This window comes from Ensifer sp. VA4 (genome assembly GCF_055710065.1).
Window position 1 is genome coordinate 58352 of the sequence record NZ_JBVQPO010000004.1, and the last position, 19818, is coordinate 78169.

The window sequence follows — 19818 nt, forward strand, 5'->3', positions numbered from 1 at the left end:
TCCGGTCGCAAGCGGGTGCGGCGGGCAAAGCGGCCCGCCGCGGCCGTCGTCACTTCACCTTCGGGTTCAAGAGAGCGTCGATCTTCGGTTCGGCCATATTGGCCTTGGTCACCAGATTGGCACCGGTATCGACGTTCTTTTCGACCTTTTCACCCTTAGAAACGGCCAGCGCCGTCTTCACGCCATCATAGCCCATGCGATAGGGATCCTGAACGACGAGACCGGCCAGAACGCCTTCCTTGAGGAAGCCGACCGTCTTGTCGTCGCTGTCGAAGCCGATCACCTTGATCTTGTCGCCGAGCTTGTTTTCGGCGATCGCCTGGCCGACGCCCTGCGCCATGATCAGATTGGAGGCGAAGACACCGACAAGATTGGGATTGGCGGTGATCAGGTCGGTCATGATGTTGAGGCCGGTCGTCGCCTGGCCGTCGGCATATTTGTCGGCGACGACCTTGAAGCCCGGATACTTCGTCTTGACCTGATCGAGGAAGCCCTCGCGGCGCTGGTCGAGCGAGCCGACGCCCGGGAGACTGGTGATGATGGCGATTTCGCCCTCTTCCTTCCCGGTCATTTCTTTGACCGCCGCAGCGAGACCGTCGGCAGCGATGCGGCCACCCTGGACGTTGTCGGTGGTGAGGAACGAGGAGAAGGCCTTCGAGTCCGCGCCCGAGTCGATGCCGATGATCGGAACAGCCTTCGCCGCCTCATCGATCGGCTTGCCGAGCGCCTTGAATTCCGTTGGCGAGATGACGACGGCAGCCGGAGCGCCGGCAACCGCGTTCTCGAGAATGCTGATCTGGCCGTTGATGTCGGACTCGGATTGGGCCCCGAGCTCGGGTACATTGACGCCCAGGTCCTTGCCGGCGGCGCGCGCGCCGGCCAGCACGATTTGCCAATAGAAGGACGTGGTGTCCTTGACGATGATCGGGATCGTCACGTCCTGTGCGAAGGACGCGACCGGCGACATGCCGGCGATCATCGCAGCACCGGCCAGGGCGGTGAAGGCGCGACGGGTAAGGCTGCTTTTCAAAATGCTCATCCCAGGTTTTCCTCTCAGTGCACCGTGTTCCACTTCTTGGAGGTCGATCGCAGGTGCCGGCTTATCGACCTTTTATCGATAAAAAACATATCTGGATGCTAGTACGACAATTCCGGCTTGGCAAGCTGCCGGAACAGCATTTCAGGCCGCGGGGCGGCGCGATCCGCTAGACCCGAACCGGCTCGTCTCCGAGTTCCGGCGCGACCAGCGTGAACGGTTCGAAAGCCGCGAAATCTGCCGCGGAAAACCGGTGTTCGGTGAGTGCCATGTTGCGCGTCAGGCTCTCCGGCCTGGCGGTCCCGAGCAGCACGGAGGCAACCATGGGATGACCGAGCGGAAACTGCATGGCGGGTGCCGCAAGCGGTATGTTCATGCCGCGAGCAACCACTTCCATGGCGCCGACCTTTTGACGGACATCTTCCGTTGCCGGCATGTAATCGAAATGCGCACCCTCGACTGGGCCCGTTGCCAGGATGCCCGAATTGAAGACCCCGCCGACGACAAGGGAGGTTTGCTTCTTTTCACAGAGCGGCAAGAGTTCGGCGACGGCCGAGCGATCGAGCAAGGTATAGCGGCCGGCCAGAAGGATGCAGTCGATATCGGCCTGGCGCATGACCTCGAGGCAAACCGGCACCTCGTTCACGCCGAGACCATAGGCGGCGATGGTTCCTGAGGATCTCAGTTCCTCCAGCGCCTTCAGTCCGCCCTCCAGCAACTGCCTCATATAGACGGCGCTTCGGGCAGCGCCATGGGTGTAGACGCCGATATCGTGCACATAGAGAATGTCGATGCGGTTGAGCCCCAGCCGGGCGTAACTGAACTCGACGGAGCGCATGATGCCGTCGTAGCTGTAGTCGTAGCTGACGTCGAAATTGAGCGGCTTCACATAGGAATAGTCAGGCACCTTGTCGTCCGGCACCGGATGAAGAAGCCGGCCAACCTTGGTGGAGAGGACGAACTCACCGCGCGGCTTGTCACGCAGGAAATCGCCGACCCGGCGCTCGGCAAGCCCGAGGCCGTAAAAGGGAGCCACGTCGAAATAGCGCAGTCCCGCAGCCCAGGCAGCGTCCAGCGTCGCGATTGCCGCGTCACGCGTACACTCCCGGTAGAGCCCGCCGAGACCGGCGGCGCCGAAGCTATATTCGGTCACCGATAGTTCGGTCCGACCGATCCGTCTCGTCTGCATTCCCCGTCTCCTCCTCCAAGGATGCCAGTCGTTCCGTATTTAGAGCGTCGCCCCCAGATGCCAGGGTACGAACTCATTGTCGCCATAGCCGAAGAGCTCGCTCTTGGTCTTGCGGCCCGAGGCGGTCTCGACGATCAGATCGAAGATCTCGCGGCCGAGCCCTGCGATACTCGCCTCCCCCGAAGCGATCACGCCGCAATCGATGTCCATGTCCTCTTCCATCGCCCTAAACAGCGCCGTGTTGCTGGTGAGCTTGATCGACGGTGCCGGCCGACAGCCGAAGCAACTGCCGCGACCGGTGGTAAAGGCGATGACATTGGCGCCGCCAGCGACCTGGCCGGTCGCCGACACCGGATCGTAGCCGGGCGTATCCATGAAGACGAGCCCATGCTCGGTCACCCGTTCGGCGTAGCGATAGACCGCGTTCAGCGGTGACCGGCCGCCTTTGGCCACGGCACCGAGCGATTTTTCGAGAATGGTGGTCAAGCCGCCGCGTTTGTTGCCCGGCGACGGATTGTTGTCGAGCGAGGCGCCGTGCATCGCCACATAGTTCTCCCACCAGGCGATCAGTCCGTCGAGCTTCATCGCCACGGCTTCGTTGACGGCCCGGCTGCGGAGCAGATGTTCAGCGCCGTAGATCTCCGAGGTCTCGGAGAGGATTGCCGTACCACCAGCCGCTGCAAGGATATCGACCGCGGCGCCGAGCGCCGGGTTGGCGGTAATACCTGAAAGCCCGTCGGATCCGCCGCATTGCAGGCCGACGACGATCTCGCTCACCGGAATGGCCACGCGACGCGCTTTGCCGACTTCGGCAGCAATTTCCTCGAGAATGCCAAGCGCTTTTTCCACCGAACGCCGCGACCCGCCGGCTTCCTGAATGTTGAAGTGACGCTTTTCGCCGCCGGCACCGCTCTGCCCATAGAGTGTCAACTGGTTGACCTCGCAGCCGAGACCGACCATCAGCACGCCGCCGAAATTGGCGTGGCGGGCATAGCCGGCGAGCGTGCGATGCAGATTGGCCATGCCGTCGCCCGTCGACGACATGCCACAACCCTGGTCATGCACGATCGGCACGAACCCGTCGATGCCTTCGTATTTCGGCAGGATGCGCCTGTTCGCCTCCTCGGCGATCGCACGACAGACGGTGGTGGAACAGTTCACGCTGGCGACGACTCCGATATAGTTTCGCGTCGCCGCCCGCCCGTCGCCACGGCGATAGCCCATGAACGTGCGCGCCTTGTCGGCATCGCTTGCTGCTTCCGGCGCTCCCTGCGGGCCGATCGCCAAACGATCCCGGTCGAAGGCAAGGTTGTGGGAGTGTACATGGTCGCCCGGTGCGATATCGGCGGTCGCCCGTCCGATCGCCTGAGCATATTTGACGACCGGTTCGCCGGTGCGGATGGTGCGGATCGCGATCTTGTGGCCGGCATCGACCTTTGCTGCCGCGCGCGCGCCATTTGGCAGGGCGTCACCGGCGGCAATCGCCAAGGTCGCCACGACGACGTTGTCCTCCGGTGCGAGCAGGATGGTGGACGGCGCAGACACCGATTTCTCCGTGATTGTTGAGGTCTGTTCTTCTGTCTTTTATCTACAATAGACAGATCGTCGTCAATGGGTATTATAGCGGAACGTCGCTGACGCCGTCGGGCCAACGACCGGGGTAAACGGGAGGAAAGATGCTGACGACAGACGGAGACAAAACCGGATCGCCGCGATAGAGGAGCGTCGCTGATAAACGCAGACAAGTTCAAACCGGCCGGATCTTGCCATGGCAAAACAGAATACCGTCTTCAAGGATGCCTATAACCGCTGCCTGAAGCTTCTGGCGGAAACATCCTCGCTGCCCTCCGAGCCGGAGCTTGGGCAGGTGCTCGGCGTCAGCCGGACGACGGTGCGCGCAATCCTCAGCCGCTTCGAGGAACTGCAGCTGATCGCCTGGGACAAGCGCAAGAAGAACGTGCTGCGGCAGCCCCGCCCCGACGACTATTTTCCGACGGAAGAAACCGATTCGCTGTCCGAGATCATCGAGCGCAGTTTCATGCGCCGGATTCTCGCCGGCGGCGCCGAGCCCGGCATGCAGATCAACGAGCTCGAACTGGCGCGCGAAATCGGCACCGGGACGACCAGCGTACGCGAGTTCCTGATTCGCTTCAGTCGCTTCGGCCTGATCGAGAAACGGCCGAATAGCCACTGGATCCTCAAGGGCTTCACGCGGGAGTTTGCGCTGGAGCTGACGGAAGTGCGCGAGATGTTCGAATTGCGTTCGGCCGCGCGCTTCGTTTCCTTGCCGCACGATCACCCCGCATGGGAGGAGCTCAAGAAAATCGAGACCCTGCACCGGGAAATCCTGGCCGATATCGACAACCGCTACCGGGAATTCTCCGAACTGGACGAGCAGTTCCACTTGCTGGTGCACAAGGCGTCCAGCAACCGCTTCATCATCGATTTCTACGACATCATCGCGATCGTCTTCCACTATCACTACCAGTGGAACAAGACGAATGCCCGCCAGCGCAATGCGCGCGCCCTGGAAGAACACCTTGCCTATATCGAGGCGTTGCGCTCGCATGACCCCGCAAAGGCCGAACAGGCCTGCCGGCGCCATCTCCAGTCCGCGCGCGAGACCTTGCTTCAATCCATTCCATAGCCAGCTACCGGAGCCACAAGATGACGACGCCGATCGTGCAATTCGGGACCAGCCGCTTCCTTCAGGCCCATGCCGATCTCTTCGTCAGCGAGGCACTGAAAACAGGTCAGGCGCCCGGGCCGATCACGATCGTCCAGACGACCGGATCCAAGGAACGCGCCGGACGACTTGCGGCGCTTGCCCGCCCCGACGGCTTTCCCGTCGTCATCCGCGGCATCCAGGGCGGCGAGCGGATCGACCGGACAGTACAGGTCACCAGTGTGGCGCGGGCGCGCTCGACTGCCGAAAATTGGAACGAGGTCCGGGAGATCGTTGCCGAGGAGGCGGAGATCCTGATCTCCAATACCGGCGATACGGGTTACCAGGTCAGCGAAGACGATCTGGTGACGGACATTCCCCTTTCCTTTCCCGGTAAGCTGCTTCTGCTCTTGAAGGCGCGCTTCGATGCCGGCGGGCGCCCCCTGACGATCCTTCCCTGCGAGCTCGTGTCACGCAACGGCGATGTGCTGAAGGCGCTGATGCTGGGGCTTGCGGCGGAGCGGGTCAAAGACGACACATTCACCATGTGGCTGGACAAGCGCGTCGTCTGGGCAAACACGCTGGTCGACCGCATCGTCTCCGAACCGCTGGAGCCCGCCGGTGCGATTGCCGAGCCCTATGCGCTGTGGGCAATCGAAAATCAGCCCGGCCTACGCTCGCCCTGCACCCATCCGTCCGTGAAACTCGTGGACAACCTGACACCCTATGAGAAGCTGAAGCTTCACATTCTCAACCTCGGCCACACGGTGCTTGCGGATCTTTGGCTCAAGGAAGGCCGCGACCCGAACGAGACCGTCCGGGAGATCCTCGCCGACGCATCCGTGGCAGCCCGGCTGGACCACATCTATCAATCCGAAGTCATTCCCGCCTTCGCCGCCAAGGGTCTGGAGAACGAGGCGACCACCTATGCTGCAGCGACGCTGGAGCGCTTCAGAAACCCGTTCCTCAACCACCGCCTGGGCGATATCGCCAACCATCACCGCGAAAAGATCGAGCGCCGGATCGTCGACCTCCAGCGCTGGAGCCCGAGCGTTTCGATGCCCGAGCTCGCCGCAATCTCGAATCAGTAGCCGGATTCCTGCTTCTTTGGCGCCGAAGCGACCTCGCCGATAAACTCCTGGCGCAGCGCCGTCGTTGCGCGAACGAGCGATGTAACGTCCGTGCCGATCGCCATGAAATCGGCGCCGAGCTCGCGGTAGTCGCGCGCCTGCTCGAGGTCGAGCGTCATGATGCCCCGCGCCTTGCCAGCCTTCTTGATACGCTCGAAGGCGTCGGCAATCGCCGCACGCACCTCCGGATGGCCGGGCTTGCCGAGATAACCCATGTCCGCCGCCAGGTCGGACGGACCGATGAAGAGGCCATCGACGCCGTCGAGTGCGGCAATCTCGTCGATCGCGGCAAGGCCTGCGCGGCTTTCGATCTGCAGGATCAGGCAGATCTCGTCGCCGGCGGTTTGGAGATAGTCGCCGATGCGGCCGAAGTGAGACGCACGGCCGAGGGCGGCACCAACGCCACGAACGCCATGCGGCGGATAGCGTGTGGCACGCACCAGTTGCTGCGCCTGCGCCAGGCTCTCGACCATTGGGATCAGCAAGGTCTGCACGCCGGTGTCGAGAATCTGCTTGATCAACACGGTATCGCCGACCGGCAGACGGACCATCGGATGGCTGGCGGATGCCGAGACCGCGCGAAACTGTGCCGACAGCAGCGGGATATCGTTCGGCGCATGCTCGCCATCGATTAGCAGCCAGTCATAGCCGCTGCCAGCCACCACTTCCGCCGCATAGGGGCTGGCAAGCGCCACCCACAGTCCAAGCTGGAAGCGGTTTTCGCGCAGGGCTGCCTTAAAGGGGTTCTTCGGGGCCGGCATGCTCATTCTCCTTAAACGTAGCCGTGAGGATCAACCTTCGCCCCTCACCCGCCTGCCGGTACCTCTTCCCGTATACGGAGACGATACCGCGCCGCGTTGAAATCCCTTTTCTCCGCTCGCACGGAGAGGGCTGGAGTGAAGGGCAACCTCACGCCATCGATAATTTCGATTTTGACACTAACGCCTTGCTGGCAAAAGAAAACCGGCCAAAACACTGGCCGGTTTGTTGCAAGTTGGATTTTCGCCTGTTTCAGGCAACGCCGCCGAGGCAGACATACTTGATCTCGGTGAATTCCTCGATACCGTAGCGCGAGCCCTCGCGGCCGAGGCCGGAGAGTTTCACGCCGCCGAACGGCGCTTCCGCCGTCGAGATCAGCCCGGTGTTGACGCCGACCATGCCGTATTCCAACGCTTCCGCCACGCGGAACACCCGCGCCAGATCCTTGGCGTAGAAATAGGAGGCGAGACCGAACTCGGTATCGTTTGCCTGCTCGATCACATCGGCCTCGTCCTTGAAGCGGAAGAGCGGCGCGACCGGGCCGAAGGTTTCCTCCCGCGCAACGGCCATCGCCTGGGTGACGTCGGCCAGAACCGTCGCTTCGTAGAAGGTGCCGCCGAGCGTGTGGCGCTTGCCGCCCTGGACCACGCGTGCCCCCTTGGAGGTGGCGTCGGCAATGTGCTCTTCCACCTTCTCCAGCGCCGCCTTGTCGATCAGCGGCCCGAGGATGACGCCTTCATCAAGGCCGTTGCCGATCTTCAGCTTGGCGACCGCCTTGGCGAGCTTGTCGGAAAAGGCGTCATAGACCTTATCCTGCACATAGATGCGGTTGGCGCAGACGCAGGTCTGGCCGTTGTTGCGGAACTTGGCGATCAGCGCGCCTTCGACCGCAGCATCGAGATCGGCATCGTCGAAGACGATGAACGGCGCATTGCCGCCGAGTTCGAGGCCGAGCTTCTTGATGGTGGCCGCACTCTGACGATAGAGCTCGGCACCCACCTCGGTCGAGCCGGTGAAGGTCAGCTTGCGCACGACAGGGTTGGAGGTCATCTCGGCGCCGATCTCGCGGGCCGAGCCGGTGATGACGCTGAAAAGGCCCTTCGGCAGCCCGGCGCGTTCGGCAAGGATCGCGATCGCAATCGCCGAGAACGGCGTTTGCGCTGCGGGCTTCAGCACCATGGCGCAGCCGGCGGCGAAGGCCGGGCCGGCCTTGCGGGTGATCATCGCATTGGGGAAGTTCCACGGCGTGATTGCGGCCACGACGCCGATCGGCTGCTTCATCACCAGGATGCGCTTGTCGGGCTGATGGCCGGGGATCAGGTCGCCATAGATGCGGCGCGCCTCTTCGGCAAACCACTCGACGAAGCTTGCGCCATAGACGATTTCGCCGGTCGCTTCCGCAAGCGGCTTGCCCTGTTCCAGCGTCAGGATGCGGCCGAGATCCTCCTTGTTCTCGATCATCAGCTCGAACCATTTGCGCAAGATGCCGGCGCGCTCCTTGGCCGTGCGCGCCGCCCAGCCCTTCTGGGCCACGCGCGCCGCCTCGATCGCTGCCTTGGTTTCCTTGGCGCCAAGCTTCGGCACGCGGCCGATGATCTCGCCGGTCGCGGGGTTGTTCACCTCGATCGCGTTCGCCGCGTCCGCCTCGATCCACTCGCCGCCGACGAGGGCTGCCTGGCGAAACAATGATGGGTCTTTAAACGACATGATCCGTCCTCTCTCAAAAATCTACAGAACTTATACAACTTTTTTCCTGGAAACGGCAATGACCCACGCGACCGTTTCTGCACTTTCCTGACGCGTACAGCTTACCGATCGCACGCACGTTTCCATGCTTCCGACCCGGTTTCATCCGCACCCGTCCTCATGTAGCGTCCGAAACGAATCGAGCCATAGGCGCCAGGACAGATCAGGCGCTGAAAAGCTGCTGAGGATTTAGAGAATACAGAGAAGAGGCATGTCCATGACGGCGACCGATAACAGAAAAGCCGACTATCCCATTGACGCCATGTTCCTTGAGCGCTGGTCGCCCCGCGCCTTCACCCACGAAGAGATCGAGGAACGCGAACTGCTTTCCTTCTTCGAAGCAGCTCGCTGGGCGCCCTCGGCAAGCAACCGACAGCCCTGGCGCTTCGTCTACGCCCGTCGCGGGACGGAACACTTCCCGGTGCTGCTCGACTGTCTCGACGAAGGCAACCAGCGCTGGGCGAAGAACGCGGCAGCGCTTCTGATCGTCATTTCGAGAACCCATAACCAGGCACAGAACGGCGAGATGCGGCCGGCCTATACCCATGCCTTCGACACGGGCTCGGCCTGGTACAGCCTTGCTTTGCAGGTTTCGCTTTCCGGCTGGCACGCCCATGGCATGGCGGGCATCGACCGCGACAAGGCCATGCACGTACTGAACGTTCCCGAACATTACCGGGTCGAGGCCGCCGTTGCGATCGGCCGGCTGGCCGATCCCTCGACGCTCCCCGACGATCTGCGCGCGCGGGAAATCCCAAGCCAGCGCAAGCCGGTCAGCGAGTTCGCCTTCGAAGGCCAGTTCAAGGGCGAATAACGAAAAAATCCCGGTGTCGCGCGGCACCGGGATCCCGATCGGTAATGATCTCCGGAAAGATCAGATGTCGAGGTTGGCGACGCTCAGCGCGTTCTCCTGGATGAAATCGCGGCGCGGCTCGACCTCGTCGCCCATCAGACGCGAGAACAGGCCGTCGGCATCGGTCGCATCGGCCACCCGGACCTGCAGCAGCGAGCGGACGTTCGGATCGAGCGTCGTTTCCCAGAGCTGCTCGGCGTTCATCTCACCGAGGCCCTTGTAGCGCTGCATCGACAGGCCCTTGCGGCCAGCCGCGAAAATGGCGTCGAGGAGCGCACGCGGTCCGCTGATCTCCTGCGTCCCGTCGCGGCGGCGCAGGACCGGCGGGGCGGCATAGACTTCCTTGAGCTTGGCGGTGAGCTGGTCGATGTAGCGGGCATCGGACGAGCCGATGAGCGCCATGTCGAGCACGGCGACTTCCTTGACGCCGCGAACCATGCGCTCGAGGCGGAGACCGCCTTCGGCCGTGACCGCACCGGCCCAACCGCGTTCGGTTTCCTCGGCGATGACGTCGAGGCGACGGGCAACTTCCGTGGCGACCGCCTCATAGGCGTCGCGCTGGCCGTTGAGCTCGACATTCAGCGCGCCGGCAATCGCCGCCTGCTCGACGATGGAGCGATTGTAGCGCGAGTGCAGCCCGTTCATCAGATTGCGCAGGCGGAGCGCGTCGTTGATGACTTCGCGCAGATCCTGGCCGGCGCGCACTTCGCCCGATTCCAGCTCCAGCGTCGCTTCTTCAAGGCCCATCGTGATCAGATAGTCTTCCAGTGCCTGCTCGTTCTTGAGGTACTGGGCCGACTTGCCGCGCATCACCTTATAGAGCGGCGGCTGGGCGATATAGAGATGGCCGCGCTCGATCAGTTCCGGCATCTGGCGGAAGAAGAAGGTGAGCAGCAGGGTGCGGATATGGGCGCCGTCGACGTCGGCGTCCGTCATGATGATGATCTTGTGGTAGCGCAGCTTGTCGGCATTGAACTCGTCCTTGCCGATCGAGGTGCCGAGCGCGGTGATCAGCGTGCCGATTTCCTGGCTCGACAGCATCTTGTCGAAGCGGGCGCGTTCGACATTGAGGATCTTGCCGCGAAGCGGCAGGATCGCCTGGTTTTCGCGCGAACGGCCCTGCTTGGCGGAGCCGCCTGCCGAGTCCCCTTCCACCAGGAAGAGCTCGGACTTGGCCGGATCGCGCTCGGAGCAGTCGGCAAGCTTTCCGGGCAGCGACGAGATGTCGAGCGCACCCTTGCGGCGCGTCAGTTCGCGGGCCTTGCGGGCGGCCTCGCGGGCAGCAGCCGCTTCGACCACCTTGCCGACGAGGATCTTGGCTTCGCTCGGATGTTCCTCGAACCAGGTGCTGAGCGCTTCGTTGACGAGGCTTTCGACCACCGGGCGCACTTCCGACGATACCAGCTTGTCCTTCGTCTGCGACGAGAACTTCGGATCCGGAACCTTGACCGAAAGAACGGCCGTCAGGCCCTCGCGGCAGTCCTCGCCCTGGAGCGTGACCTTTTCCTTTTTCGTAATGCCCGAGGAATCCGCGTAGGAGGTGACCTGTCGCGTCAGCGCCGCGCGGAAACCGGCCATATGGGTGCCGCCGTCGCGCTGCGGGATGTTGTTGGTGAAGCAGAGCACGTTTTCGTGGTAGCTGTCGTTCCACCACATGGCGACTTCAACGGTGATGCCGTCCTTCTCGCCACGAATGGCGACCGGCTTGTGCACCAGCGGCTTCTTCGCCCGGTCGAGATAGGCGACGAAGGCTTCAAGGCCGCCGTCATACATCATCTCGTCCTGGCGAATGTCGGAATGGCGCTTGTCCGTCAACATGATGCGGACGCCGGAGTTCAGGAAGGCGAGTTCGCGCAGACGGTGTTCCAGGGTCGAGTAGTCGAACTCGGTCTTGGAGAAGGTCTCGGCGCTCGGTAGGAACGTCACTTCGGTGCCGGTTGCGTCGCCTGCATCGCCTGTCACCGCAAGCGGGCCATCGGCGACCCCGTGGGTAAAGCTCATCTCGTGGATCCTGCCGGAGCGGCGGATCTTCAGTTTCAGCGAGACCGAAAGCGCGTTGACCACCGAGACGCCAACGCCATGCAGACCGCCGGAAACCTTGTAGGAGTTCTGATCGAACTTACCGCCGGCGTGGAGCTGAGTCATGATGACCTCGGCCGCCGAGACGCCTTCTTCCTTGTGGATGTCGGTCGGGATACCGCGGCCGTTGTCGGTTACCGTCACCGATCCATCCGGATTGAGCGACACCGTGACGATGTCGGCATGACCGGCGAGCGCCTCGTCGATCGCGTTGTCGACGACCTCGTAGACCATGTGGTGTAGACCGGAGCCGTCGTCCGTGTCGCCGATATACATGCCAGGCCGCTTGCGCACGGCATCCAGGCCCTTCAGCACCTTGATGGAATCGGCACCATATTCGGCGCTGGCGCCGGTTTCGGTCTCAGGAATATCGGTCATTCAGCTACGGGTCTTTCCAGGTTCTTCGGACATGGTGATTCGTTGCGAATCACGTCTCGGACGCCTCGTGGACTATAGAAAATTTGTCCACGGTTCCAAATCCCGGACCGCCAGGCAGCGGCCGGAAACAGGCATTCATCCCCTGTCATTATCAGGAAATGTGGCTTTTTCCAAAACATCTTCCAGGGCGCGGATCGTCTCTGGCGACAAAGCGCGGATTTGCTCGCTGAGCCGGTTGGCAAATGCGGTGTGCTCCGGCGTCAGGCCCGACGTGTCCAGCACGACCCTCGGGGCGGAGACATTGGCGATACGGAACAATTCCTCCGCCTCATCCCAGATGACGTTGAAGTAGCCTGCCACCCGCTGGAGAAAATCGAAGCTCGGCGCACCGCGCTTTCCGTGTTCGAGCGCTGAGAGATAGGCGGCAGAAACGTTGAGCGCCGCCGCCATCTGCTTCTGCGACACACCCTTCCTGCGCCTGAGTTCGCGCAGCGCCTCGCCAAAGGGCGTCATATCGCGCTCCCGCGGGTACGGGCCAACCGAACGTAGAGAGCGCCCTCTCCGCCATGGTTGCGGGCAGCCTGCTCATAGGACGAGATCAGCGGCCGGAACTCAGGCAGGGAGAACCAAAGCGGCACAGCCCGTTTCAAAGCGCCGTCGCTACCGAACGAGGTGCCCTTGCCGGTGATGACGAGCACATGGCGCAATCCCCGCTCATGCGCCCTCAGAAGAAACTGCAGCAGCAAACCATGCGCTTCGCTCTGGATCATGCCGTGCAGGTCGATGCGCGCTTCGAGTGTCAGGCGCCCCTTGGCAAGCTTACGCTTGACCGGCTGCTCAAGCGGATGATGCACTTTCTCGCCCGGCTTTTTCGTCAGCGTGATGCCCGGCGGCTCGACGGTACCGGTCGGTTTCTGCTGCTTGGCTTTCGGTTCTTCCTGCGGCTTTGGCTGTTCGTCCTCGGCCAACATCTCCATCAGGTCGTCGAGCCGACCCGGCATCGGTCTCGTCGAGCGGGCAACCTTGCCCCAGAGAATGCGATCTTCGGACGAAAGCTTCTTTTCCTTAGGCATGGCCGTATCGTGCCGCAGCGGCCCTCGGAACAAAGACATAAAAATCCGCCGTGTTGCGGACTGCGCCGGCCCGTTCGCCAGCCTCGAAGCCGGAACCGGTGAAGATGTCACCGCGCGCCGGTCCAACGATCGCCGAACCCGTGTCGAGCGCCAGCATCAGGCGCTGGAAGGGCTTTCCGTCGTCGAGGCGCGTCAGGCTCTCGCTCGCGATGTAGAAGGGCACACTGAAAGTGTGGATCAGGCGATCCACCGCCAAGGAACGTCCCGGCTCGAGCGAGACCTTGGCGGCGGCGATCGGACCCAGGTGCTCGTCCTCGACCGCAGCCTCGCGGAAGAAGATGAACGACCGGTTGTGCCAGAGCACTTCATCGACGTCGTCCGGGTGCGCCTCCAGCCAGGCACGGATGCTCATCATCGAGACGGTCGCGGCATCGATCTTGCCGCGCTCGATCAGCAACTTGCCGACCGGCGAGAAATAGTGGCCGGTCTTGGCGGCATAGGTCACGCGACGGCGCGAACCATCCGGGAAAACGAGCCGCGCCGCACCCTGCACATGCACGAAGAAGACATCGATCTTGGATTTTGCATAGGCAATCTCCAGGCCGCGGCCGGTCAAATAACCCTGTTCGATGGCCCGTCTGTCCGGATACTCGCTGATCCGGTCACCGTCAGAAAGGCCAAAGGCGAAATAAGGATCCATGCCATCGGGTCGGTTGCTGTCGTCGATATCGACTAGGTCGGCCGGCCGCCGATAAAGCGGATAACGATAGGTTTCGTTCGCTTCAGCACGAACTTCGATTTCTGGTTCGTAGAACGCGGTCACGAATCCGGAACCGGCGTCCGGGCCGATTAGGAACGGCACGAAGTGCTTCTCGAAAAATGCCCGCGCGCCTTCAGCCGTATCGATGTCTGCCGACGAAGCCGAGAGCGCCGGCATCAGATCATCGACCGAGATCCCGAGCGAACCGGTGCGATAGGGCTTGACCGTCGAGACGTGCTTCTGACAGCGCCGCATCGCCTCGATCACCTTGGTCGGGTCGTCGTCCCGCCAGCCGGGAAGATCGTCGAAACTGACGGGTTCAAGTCGAAAGGACATGGCAGCCCCGTCCGCTCAGTTTTCGGATTCGGTGGCGATCAGTTTCCAGTTTGGATCCCGCGAACGGATGTCGCGTGCAAAAGTCCAGAGATCGTTGACCTCGGCGACCGACTCGGCATCGCCGTCGATCAGGCCACCTTGTTTGTCATAGGTCGCCGAAATCAGCTGGCTGACGATGCGCACCGTGATGTTTTCCTCGCTGTCCTTCACTTCGGCGTGAATGATGTCCGCCTTGTCGATGCCGACAAAGGTGGACTTGACAACTTCGCCCTTGCGCTCGCGATCGGTGATCGCCGCGTCGAAGCCTTCATAGACCTCGCGGGACAGCAGGTTCTTCAACGTCTTGCGGTCACCGTCAGCAAAAGCCATGACGATCATCTCGTAGGCCATCTTGGCGCCGTGGACGAATTCCTTCGGATCGAAGCTCGGATCAGCGTCGCTCAGCGACCGAAGCTGGGTATTCAGTGTCGTGCCCGCCTTGGCGAAGGTATCGATCGATTCGTAGCGCCCCGCTTGTTCGTCCGCATTCTCGCGCCGCGGCAACTGCACGACTTTGCCCTTGTCGCCGTTTTCCGGCCCCTGGCTCATATCACGCGGCGAGTAAGGATCGAACGGCGGCCGCTCGCTCCCTGTCCGACGGCCCAAGACGCTGCGCAGTTGCAGGAAGATGACCACCGCGGCGATCAGGAAAAAAAACGTGATGAAGTCGAAGGAGCCCATTTCCACCCGGAACCGCTGTTAGATTTTCTCGTGGCTATTTCCATATAGTCCGCAAGAATAGATCATTCAAATGGCGATGTCCGCACTCTTACGGCGTCGCGCGTCTTTTAAGATGCGCAAAGATCGCTGTGATCCTTCAGAGTTGCTGCATGCTTTTGCCCTGAAATCGGAGACGCTTTGAGGAAACATGCGGTAGAAGGGGTTCTGACACCAGGTTTCATTTTCGGGCAGCATCGATGCGTTCAATTCTTATCCCCCTCGTCATCCTCGGGCTCCCGCTCGCCGAAATCGCCGGTTTCGTCGTCGTCGGCCGAGAGATCGGGCTTTTGATGACGCTGCTTCTGGTGCTTGCAAGCGCATTTGTGGGTGTGATCCTGCTCAGGGTCCAGGGATTTGCCGTCATCCGCCGGATGCAGGATGCCACCCGCACCGGCAGTGACCCGGGCCGAGAGGTGATCGGCGGCGCCTTGTTGTTCGTCGCGGCGATCCTGCTCATCGTGCCGGGCTTCGTCAGCGACGTGATCGGGCTCCTCCTGTTTCTGCCCTTGGTCCGGAATGGCGTGGCCGCCTACCTGCGCAAGCGGATGACGATCGTGACCGCGGCATCCGGGGCGAACTGGTACCAACAAAACGACCCGCGAGAACCACGGCCCTCGCGGCGCGTCATCGACCTCGACGAAGGCGAATTCTCGCGGACGGACGACGAGGATCCGCCGCAAAACGGCGATCGCCATCGCCCCTGACCAAAAGAATGCGCAAACGGCACTCCGTCGCCCACATTCTGGAGCATATTCCCGGCTTCGCGGTTTGGAGCAAAGGTACCCGCATCCGGCCGAACGGGCCGGGTCCGCAGGGTTGTAAGCCCCAGGCCGAAATGCTAGATGGCCTCACCGAATTGATGTCGAGGAACCCTTATGACGACTGATACCGCATCCAACGGCAACGGCAGCGCGCAGCAGAGCCCGTCGCTGAACATCCTCGCCCAGTATATCAAGGACCTTTCCTTCGAAAACCCGGGCGCTCCGCGTTCGCTGCAGGCTCGTGACAAGGCGCCGTCGATCAACATCAACGTCAATGTCAACGCCAACCCGCTCGCAGAGAACGATTTCGACGTCGTCCTGTCGCTGAATGCCGAAGCCAAGGACGGCGAACGGGTTCTCTTCAACGTCGAGCTGGCCTATGGCGGCGTCTTCCGCGTTGCAGGTTTCCCGCAGGAGCACATGCTGCCGCTGCTCTTCATCGAGTGCCCGCGCCTGTTGTTCCCGTTCGCGCGGCAGATCGTTGCCGACGCGACCCGCAACGGTGGCTTCCCGCCGCTGATGATCGACCCGATCGACTTCGCGCAGATGTTCGCGCAGCGCATGGCCGAAGAAAAGGTCCGTGCCCAGGTTTCGAACGCGAACGAAACCGCGAACTGATCGAAATCCAGAACGCTGGAACAAGAAGCCCGGTTCGCGCCGGGCTTTTTTGATGCCTATTATTCCTGGGGTTCGTATTTTGCCCAGATCGCCTTGGCGCCGATCTTCGCGATCAGCGCAGCGTGCGCCGCAAGATCGTCCTGCGACAGCCGGCTCGGCAGCGGACGCGGACGCTGGCCGATGACGATCGGCGCATCGTCGAGTTCGATCGATTGCCCCGCCGATTTCGTCGAGACAAGGCCGAGCGCAGCCTGCCGGCCGCCGATCATCTCGATATAGACTTCGGCAAGCAGTTCGGAGTCGAGAAGAGCGCCGTGTTTCGCGCGGTGCGAATTGTCGATGCCGTAACGACGGCAAAGCGCATCGAGCGAGTTCGGCCCCATCGGGTGCTTGCGGCGCGCAAGCGCCAATGTGTCCGTCACCCGGTCGACAGCAATCAGCGGCAGTCCCAGGCGGGCGAACTCGGCGTTGACGAAGCCCATGTCGAAGGTGGCGTTGTGCGCGACCCAACGCGCATCACCGAAGAAATCGAGGATCTCGTCGACGACATCGGCGAAGGGCGGTTTGTCCTTCAGGAATTCGTCGGTGATGCCGTGGATGGCGAGCGCGTCCGGGTGAACCTTGCGGCTGCCGGGATTGATGAAGATGTGCAGCGTGCGGCCGGTCGGAAACTGATTTTCGAGCTCGACACCGCCGATTTCGATCACGCGGTCCTCGCGATTGTCGAGGCCTGTCGTTTCCGTATCGAAGATGATCTCACGCATCCGTGTCTCCGTTGCTGGCTGCGAGCTCGTCGACGACCGCCTTCACCTGGCCGCGGGTGACGTCGAAACTGTCGCTGGTATCGATGATGTAGTCGGCGCGTTTACGCTTTTCGCTGTCGGGCACCTGCCGTGCAAGGATCATCGCGAATTTTTCCTCAGTCATCCCCGGGCGCTTCAACGCTCTCTCGCGCTGGAGTTCGGCCGAGCAGCTGACCACCACGACGCGGTCGACCCGCTTTTCCGCTCCCGTTTCAAACAGCAGCGGGATGTCCAGGACGACAAAAGGCGCGCCCGCGTTCTTCGTTAGGAATTCCTGTTCCTTCTTGCGCACGAGCGGATGAACGATCGCCTCGAGTTCAGGCAGCCGTCCCGGCGCCTCCATGAGCTGGCGCGACAGTTCGGCGCGATCGACCTCGCCGTCTTTCGTCGTTCCGGGAAAGGCCGCCTCGACCGGCGTAACCGCCTCGCCGCGATAAAGTTCGTGCACGACCTCGTCGGCATCGTTCACCGGGACGCCGAAATCACGGAACATCTGGGCCGTCGTCGACTTGCCCATGGCGATCGATCCTGTCAGCCCGAGGATGATCATCAGTGCCTGTCCATGTCATCGATGATGAGTTGTCGCAGCGCGGCATCGACCGTTGGCCGACAGCCAAACCAGAGCTCGAAGCCGGGCACGGCCTGGTGCAGAAGCATGCCCAAGCCGTCGACGATCGCGAAACCTTGCGCCTCCGCCTGGGCCAGGATCGGCGTCTTCAGCGGAACATAGACGATATCCGTCACGACGGCGCCGGATGCCATGATGCCGAAATCGATCGCCGGCGCGTCGCTGCCATCCATGCCAAGGGAAGTGGTGTTGATGAACAGGCCTGCACCCGCCATCACCTCCTTGAGCGCGCCCATGGGATGCGCTTCGACCGACGGTCCGAAACGATCGGCGAGCTCCTTCGCCCGCTCGACCGTCCGATTGACGACATGGATCGTCTTGATGCCGCGATCACGGACCGCTTGGATGACCGCGCGGCTGGCGCCGCCGGCGCCGAGGACAACGGCGGTCGACGTCTTATCCCACCCGGCCGCCCGCTCATCGAGATTGGCAACGAAACCGCGGCCGTCGGTATTGGTGGCGCGAACCTCTCCGTCTTCAATCCATAGTGTATTGGCGGCGCCGAGTTCCTGGCTCAGCTCATCGGGTCTATCCGCCAGGCGACAGGCGAGTTCCTTGTGCGGGATGGTGACATTGCCGCCGCAGAAGCCGGACGTTCCGTCCTTGAGGCTTGCAATGAAGGCGGCGAAATCGTCCGGCCTGACCTCATGGGCACGGTAGCTGCCGGGCAGACCGAGCTGTTTCAGCCAATAGCCGTGGATGAGAGGCGATCGGGAATGCTTGATCGGATAGCCGGTGACGAAGGCGTGGTTAACAAATGTTTCACGTGAATCACGCATCGATCGTTCCCAGTTCACGAAGTTTGGCGAGCAGCGGCAGCATCGGAAGACCGAGGATGGTGAAATAGTCGCCCTCGATCTTTTCGAAGAGCTGGATCCCCTCGCCTTCCAGTTGGTAGGCGCCGACGCTCGAAAGTGCCTTCTCGCCGACACGCTCCAGGTGGCGCCTAACGAAGTCTGCCGTCAGCGGCCGCACGGTCATATGAGCGGAAGAGACGTGCCGCCAGACAACCTCTTCGCCGCGCAAAAGCACGATGGCGCTGTTCAGGCGATGGGTCTTTCCCGACAGCGAAAGCAGATGCTGTGCCGCTTCCGCCATGTCCTTTGGCTTGTGATAGACCCGCGCTTCCAGGGACATGGTCTGGTCCGAGCCGATCACCAGCGCGTCGTCAAAATGCCGGATAACGTCGCGCGCCTTTGCCTCCGCCAGCGCGAGCGCCACGGTTTCGGGCGCAGCACCGGCATCTTCGAGCGGCTTTTCCAGCGCACGCTCATCGATCTTTGCTGCCTTCGCCTCGAAAACGAGGCCGGCATTTTCCAGGAGCGCACGGCGAAACGGGCTTGCCGAGGCCAGGACGAGCAAAGGATTCATCAAGCAGGTTCCCGTATTGTTCGATTCGGGTCTAGCGCAGACGCGGACGCAGGGCAACGATGGCCGCCGCGGTTTCCTCGATCGAACGGCGGGTAACATCGATGACCGGCCAGTTGTTGCGGGCGCAAATTGACCGGGCATATTTCAGTTCCTCGGTAATCGAGGCCTTGTCCGTATATTGATCGCCGTGGAACCCTTGCGTCGTTCCGAGTACCCGGTGCTGGCGCACTTGTGAGATGCGGTCGGCGGTAGCGATTAGACCGACAACGAGCGGCTTCGTCGCCTCCATCAATCTGTCAGGCAACGGCACGCCCGGGACGATCGGGATGTTGGCGGTCTTGATGCCGCGGTTGGCGAGATAGATGCTGGTCGGCGTCTTCGACGTCCGGCTGATGCCGACGAGAACGACATCGGCCTCGTCGAAATCGGCAGGCAACTGACCATCGTCGTGGTCCATCGTAAAGTTGAGCGCATCGATACGGGCGAAGTATTCCGCATCCATCACATGCTGGGCGCCGGAGCGACGGCGCGAGGGCGATCCCAGATAGGACTGGAAGAGGTCGATGATCGGGTCGAGCACCGAGACACAAGGGACACCCATGTCGCGGCAACGCCGGTCGATGATATCGGCGAGTTCCCGGTCGACAATCGTGTAGAGCACGATGCCGGGCGCGCCATCGATCGCATCGAGAACCTGCAGCAATTGTTTGCGGTTGCGGATCAGCGGATAGACATGTTCCAGCGCATGGGAACTCTGGAATTGAGCCGCTGCGGCGCGCCCTGCAGCGATCAGAGTCTCACCGGTCGAGTCCGAAATCAGGTGAAGGTGGAAGTAGTTTTTCTTGTTCTCCACGCTATTCTCCTGGTGCTGTTG

General features: G+C 62.1%; 20 protein-coding genes. 5 read left to right on the top strand and 15 right to left on the bottom strand.

Going from position 1 to position 19818, the window contains the following annotated elements:
- Positions 1-49: 49 nt before the first annotated feature.
- From AC0C6X_RS07510 to AC0C6X_RS07520, 3 genes are all read right to left on the bottom strand, one after another.
- A complete protein-coding gene (locus tag AC0C6X_RS07510) occupies positions 50-1039 on the bottom strand; it encodes an ABC transporter substrate-binding protein (protein WP_247959324.1) in 990 nt (329 codons plus the stop codon).
- A 166-nt stretch (positions 1040-1205) separates the two neighbouring features.
- Complete coding sequence (locus AC0C6X_RS07515) at positions 1206-2225, bottom strand: aldo/keto reductase (protein ID WP_173517963.1); 1020 nt, start codon at positions 2223-2225, stop codon at positions 1206-1208.
- 39 nt (positions 2226-2264) lie between these two features.
- A complete protein-coding gene (locus AC0C6X_RS07520) occupies positions 2265-3770 on the bottom strand; it encodes a UxaA family hydrolase (RefSeq protein WP_173517962.1) in 1506 nt (501 codons plus the stop codon).
- A 223-nt stretch (positions 3771-3993) separates the two neighbouring features.
- Between AC0C6X_RS07520 and AC0C6X_RS07525 the strand changes: the two genes are divergently transcribed.
- Complete coding sequence (locus AC0C6X_RS07525) at positions 3994-4872, top strand: GntR family transcriptional regulator (protein WP_472952370.1); 879 nt, start codon at positions 3994-3996, stop codon at positions 4870-4872.
- 20 nt (positions 4873-4892) lie between these two features.
- Positions 4893-5981 carry a mannitol dehydrogenase family protein gene (locus AC0C6X_RS07530; protein WP_472952371.1) on the top strand — a complete coding sequence of 363 codons (1089 nt, stop codon included), beginning with the start codon at positions 4893-4895 and terminating at the stop codon, positions 5979-5981.
- Here the strand turns inward: AC0C6X_RS07530 and hpaI are convergent.
- Together hpaI and gabD are read right to left on the bottom strand one after the other, a co-directional pair.
- Complete coding sequence (hpaI, locus tag AC0C6X_RS07535; RefSeq protein ID WP_173517959.1) at positions 5975-6781, bottom strand: 4-hydroxy-2-oxoheptanedioate aldolase; 807 nt, start codon at positions 6779-6781, stop codon at positions 5975-5977. The genes AC0C6X_RS07530 and hpaI overlap by 7 nt on opposite strands.
- Before the next feature lie 250 nt (positions 6782-7031).
- Positions 7032-8486: an NADP-dependent succinate-semialdehyde dehydrogenase gene (gene gabD / locus AC0C6X_RS07540; protein ID WP_173517958.1), complete on the bottom strand. Its 1455-nt coding sequence runs from the start codon at positions 8484-8486 to the stop codon at positions 7032-7034.
- Positions 8487-8742: 256 nt separating this feature from the next.
- Between gabD and AC0C6X_RS07545 the strand changes: the two genes are divergently transcribed.
- Entirely contained in the window at positions 8743-9339 is a 597-nt protein-coding gene (locus AC0C6X_RS07545; protein WP_173517957.1) for a nitroreductase family protein, read from the top strand.
- Positions 9340-9399: 60 nt separating this feature from the next.
- Here the strand turns inward: AC0C6X_RS07545 and gyrB are convergent, their stop codons facing one another.
- The 5 genes from gyrB to AC0C6X_RS07570 form a co-directional block, all read right to left on the bottom strand.
- Entirely contained in the window at positions 9400-11835 is a 2436-nt protein-coding gene (gene gyrB, locus AC0C6X_RS07550) for a DNA topoisomerase (ATP-hydrolyzing) subunit B (protein WP_173517956.1), read from the bottom strand.
- Between the two features lie 135 nt (positions 11836-11970).
- Entirely contained in the window at positions 11971-12348 is a 378-nt protein-coding gene (locus tag AC0C6X_RS07555; RefSeq protein ID WP_173517955.1) for a helix-turn-helix domain-containing protein, read from the bottom strand.
- Positions 12345-12908 (bottom strand): Smr/MutS family protein, encoded by a 564-nt coding sequence (locus AC0C6X_RS07560; RefSeq protein WP_472952375.1) that lies wholly within the window; start codon positions 12906-12908, stop codon positions 12345-12347. Before AC0C6X_RS07560 ends, AC0C6X_RS07555 begins: the two co-directional genes overlap by 4 nt.
- Positions 12901-14004 carry a murein transglycosylase A gene (gene mltA, locus AC0C6X_RS07565; protein ID WP_247959331.1) on the bottom strand — a complete coding sequence of 368 codons (1104 nt, stop codon included), beginning with the start codon at positions 14002-14004 and terminating at the stop codon, positions 12901-12903. The genes AC0C6X_RS07560 and mltA overlap by 8 nt, the downstream gene beginning before the upstream one ends.
- Positions 14005-14019: 15 nt before the next feature.
- Entirely contained in the window at positions 14020-14724 is a 705-nt protein-coding gene (locus AC0C6X_RS07570) for a Tim44/TimA family putative adaptor protein (RefSeq protein ID WP_173518210.1), read from the bottom strand.
- A gap of 236 nt (positions 14725-14960) precedes the next feature.
- Here AC0C6X_RS07570 and AC0C6X_RS07575 point away from each other — a divergent pair, with 236 nt between their 5' ends.
- Complete coding sequence (locus tag AC0C6X_RS07575) at positions 14961-15467, top strand: FxsA family protein (protein WP_472952378.1); 507 nt, start codon at positions 14961-14963, stop codon at positions 15465-15467.
- Positions 15468-15638: 171 nt separating this feature from the next.
- Positions 15639-16142, top strand: coding sequence for a protein-export chaperone SecB (gene secB, locus AC0C6X_RS07580; RefSeq protein WP_247959332.1), 504 nt, complete (start codon positions 15639-15641; stop codon positions 16140-16142).
- Positions 16143-16201: 59 nt separating this feature from the next.
- On the opposite strand, the gene dnaQ is transcribed toward secB, so the two are convergent.
- Genes dnaQ through AC0C6X_RS07605 form a run of 5 tightly spaced genes read right to left on the bottom strand, consistent with a single transcriptional unit; the run spans position 16202 to position 19797 of the window.
- Complete coding sequence (dnaQ, locus tag AC0C6X_RS07585; RefSeq protein WP_472952381.1) at positions 16202-16906, bottom strand: DNA polymerase III subunit epsilon; 705 nt, start codon at positions 16904-16906, stop codon at positions 16202-16204.
- Positions 16899-17495, bottom strand: a complete 597-nt coding sequence (gene coaE, locus AC0C6X_RS07590) for a dephospho-CoA kinase (RefSeq protein WP_472952383.1) — start codon at positions 17493-17495, stop codon at positions 16899-16901. Before coaE ends, dnaQ begins: the two co-directional genes overlap by 8 nt.
- Positions 17495-18352: a shikimate dehydrogenase gene (locus AC0C6X_RS07595; protein ID WP_472952385.1), complete on the bottom strand. Its 858-nt coding sequence runs from the start codon at positions 18350-18352 to the stop codon at positions 17495-17497. Before AC0C6X_RS07595 ends, coaE begins: the two co-directional genes overlap by 1 nt.
- The gene (locus AC0C6X_RS07600) at positions 18345-18944 is read right to left on the bottom strand and encodes a Maf-like protein (RefSeq protein ID WP_472952388.1); all 600 of its coding nucleotides are present in this window, start codon (positions 18942-18944) and stop codon (positions 18345-18347) included. Before AC0C6X_RS07600 ends, AC0C6X_RS07595 begins: the two co-directional genes overlap by 8 nt.
- 31 nt (positions 18945-18975) lie before the next feature.
- Complete coding sequence (locus tag AC0C6X_RS07605) at positions 18976-19797, bottom strand: pyruvate, water dikinase regulatory protein (protein ID WP_247959336.1); 822 nt, start codon at positions 19795-19797, stop codon at positions 18976-18978.
- Positions 19798-19818: the final 21 nt, after the last annotated feature.